We start from the raw sequence: 7,472 nt of genomic DNA on the forward strand, positions 1-7,472 counted from the left end.
CAAAGTTGCCAAAAGAAATTCGGCTACGGCGGCAGAAACCGTTTCCCGATGCGACTGAACTTCTTGCGCTGGCGTGATATATCCGTGCCATCACTTTTTACGTACACTCCGGCCACTTAGCTTGCAAGGGAGTGTGGGATATGTGTCGCGGAATCCGACTGGCGCTGGTCTTGACTGTGCTGCATCTGCCGCTGGCGTGGGGCAGTGAGGTGCCTGGCGACCCTTTGCTTGATACGCCAAGCCTGGGCAATGCAGGCAACGGCAACAATGCCCGTGGCGTGCTGCGCGCCCGCGATCAGGCGATGCTGGCCAGTGAGCTGGCGGGGCGCATCGTCGAGATGCCTTACACCGACGGCGAAGACTTCAAGAAAGGCAGCACCCTGGCGCGCTTCGACTGCTCGGCCTATCAGGCCCAGCTCAATGCTGCCCAGGCCTCGGTGCGCGCTGCCCGCGAGGAACTCAACCACAATCGCCAACTGGCTGCGCTCAAGTCGGTGGGGCAGTTCGAGGTGTCGTTGGCCGATGCCAAGCAGGCCCAGGCCCAGGCTGAAGCCCAGGTGTACCAGGTGCAAGTCAAACGCTGCGTGGTCACCGCGCCCTTCGATGGCCGGGTTGTGCAACGCCGTGCCCAACCCCACGAAAGCGTCGCCAACGGCGCGCCCCTGCTGGAAGTGGTGGACAACCGTTCGCTGGAAATCCAGCTGCTGGTGCCATCGCGCTGGCTCGCCCGGCTCAAACCGGGGCAAACCTTCCAGTTCACCCCCGATGAGACCGGCCAGCCGCTGGGTGCCAAGGTCAAGCGGGTGGGCGCGCGCATCGATGAAGGTAGCCAGACGCTGCTGCTGATCGGCGAGCTGCCGAGTGACGCCCGCGGCCTGTTGGCCGGCATGAGCGGCACGGCCACCTTCCCGGAACAGCCATGACCGCTGCCATTAACGGTGTCGCGGAGCGTGCCTTTGCGCTGTTTCTTGGGCTGGAGCGCCAGGCTCGGCAGGCTGGCAGCACCGAGCAACTGGCGTATTCCATGGTCAATGATGGCCAGGCGCTGTTCGGCTTTCGCCATGCCGCCTTGCTGATAACCGGCAAGGTGCAGGCGTTGACCGGTATCAGCGTGGTCGAGGCCAACGCGCCGTTCGTGGCATTCGTCGAGCGCGCCGCAAGCAAGCTGCAGGCGGCGGGTGTCGCCGGCCAGGCTGCGCCGGTCGAGCCGAGCCTGCTGGACGCCCAGGCGCTCGCTGATTGGCAGGAACTGTCGGCAGGGCAGGCGTTCTGGCTGCCCCTGCACAATCGCCAGGGCGAGGCCTTTGGTGGCTTGTGGCTGGCCCGTGAGCATGCCTTCAACCCGGCCGAGCAGGCCCTGCTGGCTCAACTGGGCGAAACCTACGCACATGCCTGGCAGGCCCTGAACCCTGTCCGCCCCTGGCGCTTGCGCTGGCCACGGCGGCGGTTGTTTGCAGTGCTCGCCGCGGCGCTGCTGTTGCTGTTGATTCCCGTACGCCAGTCGGCACTGGCGCCCGCCGAAGTAGTGCCACGTGGCGGTTGGGTGGTGGCGGCTCCGCTGGATGGTGTCATCGCCGAGTTTCTGGTCAAGCCCAACCAGACAGTGGCGGCGGGTGACCTACTGGTGCGCTTCGACGCCACCACACTCAAGGCCCAGGCCGATGTAGCCGAGCGCACGCTGGGGGTGGCCGAGGCAGAGCTCAAGGCCAGCACCCAGCGCGCCTTTTCTGATGCCGACTCCGGCGCGCGCCTTGATTTGCTGGCCGCGCGGGTCGAACAGAAACGCGCCGAACTCGACTATGCCCGCCAGTTGCTGGCCCGCAGCGAAATCCACGCCGAACGCGCCGGCATTGCGGTGTTCGCCGACGCCGAGCGCTGGACCGGCAAGCCTGTGCAGACCGGCGAGCGCCTGATGCAGCTGGCTGACCCAACCAAGGCCGACCTGCGCATGGAGCTGCCGGTCGGCGATGCCGTTGCCCTGCAACCGGGGGCCGAAGTGGCATTGTTCCTGGACAGCGACCCGCTGCATCGGCACGACGCCAAGCTCGAGCGTGCTGCATACGAAGCTCAAGCCACCGCCGCTGGGCAGTTGGCCTATCGGCTGGATGCGGCCTTCGTTGACGAGCCGCCGCGCATCGGCTTGCGCGGCACTGCCAAGCTCTATGGCGAGCGTGCGCCGCTGGCCTATTACCTGTTGCGCCGGCCACTGGCGGCCATGCGCCAAGGGCTGGGCTTCTGATGTTGCCGGCGCTGCGTGAAGACTTGCAGCTGTCGCCGGCGGCGGCGGCCCTCGATGGGACTGCACAATGGACCTTGGCCGACCCGTTGCGTGGCCGCTATTTCAAGCTGGGGGCCGCCGCCGTGCGCTTGCTGCGCCACTGGCAACTGGGCGAGCCGCAGCAGGTGCTGGATGCCGCCAATGCCGAACCGGGCCTGGCGCTGGATGCCGAGGCACTGGACGAGCTGCTGGCCTTTTTGGGCCACCATGACTTGCTGAGCGCCCAGGACCCTCTCCAGCGCCAGAGCTATGCCAGCAAGGCCGCCGCCACGCGGCAGGGCATCTGGAAGAAGGCCCTGCACCAGTATTTGTTCTTTCGCATTCCGTTGTGGCGCCCGGACGCCTTTCTCAACCGTACCTGGCCGGTGCTGGAGCGCCACGGTGGCTGGCTGCTGCGTATCGGTTTGCCAGTATTGTTGGTGCTTGGGCTGTTTCTGGTCATGCGCGACTGGTCGCGCTTCATTGCCACCTTTCCGCACCTGTTCAGCTTTGGCGGCATGCTTGCCTTCGGTCTGGCACTGGCCTTTGCCAAGCTTTTTCATGAGTTTGGCCATGCCTACATGGCCAAACGCGCCGGCTGCCGGGTGCAGAGCATGGGCCTGGCATTCATGGTGATGTTGCCGATGTTCTACACCGATGTCAGTGATGCCTGGCGCGTCAGCGACCGGCGTTCGCGGCTGTTGATCGATGCGGGGGGGGTATTCGCCGAACTTGTGTTGGCGGTGCTGGCGCTGCTGGCCTGGTCGCTGCTGCCCGATGGGCCATTGCGCACAGCGGCGTTCATGCTGGCCAGCGCCACCTGGATCACTACCTTGCTGGTCAACCTCAACCCGTTCATGCGCTTTGACGGCTACTTCCTGATCAGCGACCTGTGGAGTGTCGAAAACCTGCAGCAGCGCGCCTTCGCCTTATGCCGCTGGCGCCTGCGCGAGGCGCTGTTCGGTTATGGTGAGCCGGTGCCCGAGGCCTGGTCGCCGCCGATGCGCCGGCGCCTGTTGCTGTGGGGGTACGGCGCGTGGATCTGGCGCGCGGTATTGTTTTTCGGCATCGCCCTGGCGGTGTACCACTTGTTCTTCAAAGTGCTCGGCATTTTCCTGATGGTGGTTGAGCTGGTGTGGTTCATCGGTTTGCCCGTGTGGAAGGAACTGCAACATTGGTGGCAGCGACGCGCTCAGGCACAACCTCTCAAGGCCATGCGCCTGGGCATCGGCCTGCTGTTGTTGCTGATGCTGCTGGTGGTGCCGTGGCGCGGCGCAGTGGAGGTGCCGGCGATGCTCGAGGCGTCGCGGGTGAGTGCCTTGCATGCCCCCGTGGCGGCGCGCTTGAAAAGCCTGCAGGTGCAGGATGGCCAGCCCGTCAGTCAAGGCCAGCTGCTGCTGGAGCTGGAGTCGCCGGACCTGGATTCACGTCAGGCCATCGTCCGGCGTGAAATCGAAATACTGCAGTTGCTGTTGCGTCGCCAGTCCGGACGAAGCGCCACCGCCAGCGATGCCGGGGTGATCGAACAGCAATTGGCCGAGGCGGTGGCCGAGTACCGCGGGCTCGCCGCACGGCGTGAGCGCCTGCTGCTGCGTGCACCACGGACAGGCGTGCTTCGCGATCTGCCCCCTGGGCTCGCGGCGGGGCAGTGGCTGAATCCGGCGCAGACACTGGGGCGTATCGTGGAGCCTGGGCTGCGCTTGCGCGGCTACTTGGCCGAGGCTGATTTGTGGCGGGTCGCGGCAGGCAGCGAGGGCCGCTTCATTGCCGATGACCCGGCCCGGTCGGCGCTGGCGGTGCGTGTGCAGCAGGTGGATGCCACCGGTGTGGCTTACCTGGAGCAGGAGGCACTGGCCTCTGATCGCCATGGCCCGATTGCCGTGCGCCGTGATGGCCAGCAGCGCGCCGAACCGCTCCAGGCCCAGTACGGTGTGCACCTGGTACCACTGACTGGATCAGCTGATGTGCCGCAGCCGGTGCGCGGGGTGGTGGTGCTCGAGGGTGACCGTGAGTCACTGCTGGGCGCGGCCTGGCGTCGACTGGCCGCGCTGGGCATTCGTGAGAGTGGATTCTAGAACCCGCACCAGAAGGAGTGGACATGTCCGATGTGAAGCTGCCGCGCTGTGCCCGGTTACCGCTGGCCATCGACTTGGAGGGCTTGCTGCAGGCATTGCAGCGGGTGACTGCAGAAAGCTGGCTGGCCCATTTCAACAGCAGCAATCACCAGGGCGAATGGAGTGGCGTAGCCCTGGTTACCAGCGAGGATGCGCTGTTGCCGCTGGCGCCGGGCCAAGGGGCGGCAGTCCACTTGAGCTGGTGGCAGCAAGAGGCGGCGTGGCAAGCCGTGCTGGCGCCCTTCCTGGCATCGCTGCAGGCGGCGCGCTTGCTGCGCCTGGGTGCGGGCGCGCAGATTCACGAGCACCGCGACCCCGACCTGGGCCGGCCCGGTGGTTGCCTGCGCCTGCATGTACCGTTGCTGAGCCCGCCCGGTGTGGAATTTCTGGTCGACGGCCTGCAGGTGCCCATGGGCCCGGGGGAGTGTTGGTTCATCGACCTGTCGCGCCCACACCGGGTAAGTAACCCCGGGCCTGGCGAGCGCGTGCATCTGGTGCTCGATTGCATTGCCGATGCCTGGTTGCTTGGCCTGATCGAGCAAGGGCGTGGGCAAACCCCGGCATTGCGCCTGGGCAAGGCGGGGCAGGCGTTCGAGCAGTTTCGCTTGCTGGTGGCGCAAGACCCTGCACTGGCCGCACGCCTGCAACGGCTTGAGGCACCGAGTGCATTCGTGGCCGAGGCCATCGGCCTTGGCGTGGCCCAGGGTCTGGTATTTACCGAGGCAGAAGTCCTGAGCGCCATGCGCCAGGGCAAGCGAGCGTGGAGCGATCAATGGCGAGCCTGAATGCCCCAGCCGACTTCCAGGGTTGGCTACCCATTCGCCTCTGGCAGCGTGAAGGCGAGTGGCGTGTGGACTGGTGCTGGTTCGGCCAGCAGCGTCTGACCCTGCCGTTTCTGCGCGACGATGTCGACCGGGCCCTGCGCCTGCCATTCAACCAGGCGCTGCGGCGTGACACCGATATCCAGGCGCTGCTCGACTGGCAGGCACGCAGCCCGGGCCTTGCGCCATCGGCGCTGGTGTTTCATGCCTCACGATGTGGCTCGACCCTGATCGCGCAGTTGCTCGCCAGCCAGGCGCACAACATCGTGCTGTCGGAGCCGCCCCCGCTGGACAACCTGCTGCGCGCCCCCTTGCAAGACCCAGGTGCTACGGCCTGGCAGGCCGATGCAGTAAGCGCGTTGATGTCGGCTTATGGCCAGCGGCGGCAGGGCGATGAGCGGCAACTGGTGATCAAGCTCGATGCCTGGAGCGTTTTTGAGGCGCCCTTGCTGGCCGAGCTGTATCCCCAGGTGCCGAAGCTGTTCCTGTACCGCGACCCGCTGGAAATCGTCGTCTCGCAATTGCGCCAGGCGGGTATGCATCGGGTGCCGGGCCTGCTTGGCCCGTCCCGGCTCGATACCTTGTTGCCCGACGCCCAGGCAATGGGCGTGGTGGAGTACAGCTGCCGGATGATAGGCGAGATCCTCAAGGCGGGCCTGGTGCTGTGCCAGCAACATGGCGGCATTGCCGTCAACTACACCGAATTGCCCGATGCCATCTGGGGCCGGCTCGCGCCTGAGTTTGGCGTGCAACCCGGTGATGAGCCCAAGTTGCGCGAAGTGGCGGCCTTCGATGCCAAGCAGCCGGGGATGAACTTCACTGGCGACAGCCAGCGAAAGCGCGAGCAGGCCAGCGATGAAGCACGCGATGGCGTGCGGCAGTGGGCCTCGGAGGCGTACAACGCCTTGGAATCCATACGCTTGCAAACTGCATAGAAACGGGTGTCAAAAAGCCTCGAACACCCGTTTGAAAAAAAGCCGAAGATTGTCCTACAAGGTGGTGGCGATTTGCCTTGTTCTTCGGCTAGGCTGCACGCCATCTGGCAGGAATATTCGCATGGATGTGCGCCCCTCACCATGGGGTAACTTATGCAGGGAAGCGTAATCCGATGGCGAGCCCCGAGGTGCTTCTTCGTCCCATGGTGGACGCTGACCTGGCGTTCTTGCGTGCCTTGTATGGCACTAGCCGGGCTGCTGAAATGGCCATGGCGCCTTGGGATCAGGCCACGATCGAAACCTTCCTCGATCAGCAGTTCCGCGCTCAGCACATGCACTACCAGGCGCACTTCCCCGACGCCTGCTTCTCCATCATCGAAACCGCCAGCGAACGCATCGGCCGTGCCTACCTGCACTGGTCCGACAGCCACCTGCAAATCGTCGACATCACCTTGCTGCCCGCCTGGCAAGGCCAGGGCATTGGCGCTCGGCTGATTGGCCAGTGGCTGTCGCGTGCCGACCAGCAGGGCCTCAGCGCCGGCTTGCAAGTGACCGCTTACAACCCAGCCCTGCGCCTTTATCAGCGCAGCGGCTTCCAGGTCATCGTCGATGATGGCCTGTACCTGACAATGCGCCGCCCGGCGCTTGCTACTGCAATGCCAACAAAGTCCGTGGGCCACCGGCCCACCCTGTCTGTCCTCATGGGAGAGTAGTAAATGGCTGAAGGTTTCCTGGGTGAAATTCGGATGTTCGCGGGCAACTTCGCACCGCGTGGCTGGATGTTGTGTCAGGGGCAGATCTTGAACCTGAGGACTTACACCGCGCTGTTCTCGATTCTGGGTACGACTTACGGTGGCGATGGGCAGAATACTTTCGCCTTGCCTGATTTGCGTGGTCGCTTGCCGCTTGGGACCGGCCTTGGCCCTGGGTTGGGGCAAACTCCTGTGGATCCGGGGGATAAGGACGGCGCCTACACCCAGCAATTGAATGCCTTGAACCTGCCTTCACATGCTGTGCAAATCCCTGGTCAGACCTTCCCGGTCGCCATTCCTGCAGTAGAGGGCATTGGCAACGCCAGTGCGCCGTCTACTGGCGCGGTACTTGCCAAGACCAACGACTCGGGGGGCGTGGGCTCCGTTATTGACGTTTACTCCAGCGATCCGTCCACCACCACGCTAAAGCCTTTCAACGTCACCACTGCCGCGGTCAACGCGAACGTTGTGGGTGCCTCGCAACCGTTCTCGGTGCAAAACCCTTACCTGGGTCTGAACTTCATCATTTGCGTTGAGGGCTATTACCCAAGCCGCAACTGAAAAACAGCGGGCGCTACAAACCATCGCGGGGA

At 64.7% G+C, this 7,472-nt stretch carries 7 protein-coding genes; all 7 read left to right on the forward strand.

The features are described from left to right. Positions 1-140 precede the first annotated feature (140 nt). Positions 141-923 carry an efflux RND transporter periplasmic adaptor subunit gene (locus tag P0Y58_09230; protein WEK32356.1) on the forward strand — a complete coding sequence of 261 codons (783 nt, stop codon included), beginning with the start codon at positions 141-143 and terminating at the stop codon, positions 921-923. Then, positions 920-2,239: an HlyD family efflux transporter periplasmic adaptor subunit gene (locus P0Y58_09235; GenBank protein ID WEK32357.1), complete on the forward strand. Its 1,320-nt coding sequence runs from the start codon at positions 920-922 to the stop codon at positions 2,237-2,239. Before P0Y58_09230 ends, P0Y58_09235 begins: the two co-directional genes overlap by 4 nt. Then, positions 2,236-4,332, forward strand: a complete 2,097-nt coding sequence (locus tag P0Y58_09240) for an HlyD family efflux transporter periplasmic adaptor subunit (GenBank protein ID WEK33299.1) — start codon at positions 2,236-2,238, stop codon at positions 4,330-4,332. The genes P0Y58_09235 and P0Y58_09240 overlap by 4 nt, the downstream gene beginning before the upstream one ends. 23 nt (positions 4,333-4,355) lie before the next feature. After that, entirely contained in the window at positions 4,356-5,156 is an 801-nt protein-coding gene (locus P0Y58_09245; protein ID WEK32358.1) for an aspartyl/asparaginyl beta-hydroxylase domain-containing protein, read from the forward strand. Next, a complete protein-coding gene (locus P0Y58_09250; protein WEK32359.1) occupies positions 5,144-6,127 on the forward strand; it encodes a sulfotransferase family protein in 984 nt (327 codons plus the stop codon). The genes P0Y58_09245 and P0Y58_09250 overlap by 13 nt, the downstream gene beginning before the upstream one ends. A 203-nt stretch (positions 6,128-6,330) precedes the next feature. Then, positions 6,331-6,840: a GNAT family N-acetyltransferase gene (locus tag P0Y58_09255; GenBank protein WEK32360.1), complete on the forward strand. Its 510-nt coding sequence runs from the start codon at positions 6,331-6,333 to the stop codon at positions 6,838-6,840. 3 nt (positions 6,841-6,843) lie between these two features. Beyond that, positions 6,844-7,440 (forward strand): tail fiber protein, encoded by a 597-nt coding sequence (locus P0Y58_09260; GenBank protein ID WEK32361.1) that lies wholly within the window; start codon positions 6,844-6,846, stop codon positions 7,438-7,440. The last annotated feature ends 32 nt before the right edge of the window (positions 7,441-7,472 follow it).

Origin of the sequence: Candidatus Pseudomonas phytovorans, from assembly GCA_029202525.1 — a bacterium.
In the GTDB taxonomy this organism is placed as follows: domain Bacteria; phylum Pseudomonadota; class Gammaproteobacteria; order Pseudomonadales; family Pseudomonadaceae; genus Aquipseudomonas; species Aquipseudomonas phytovorans.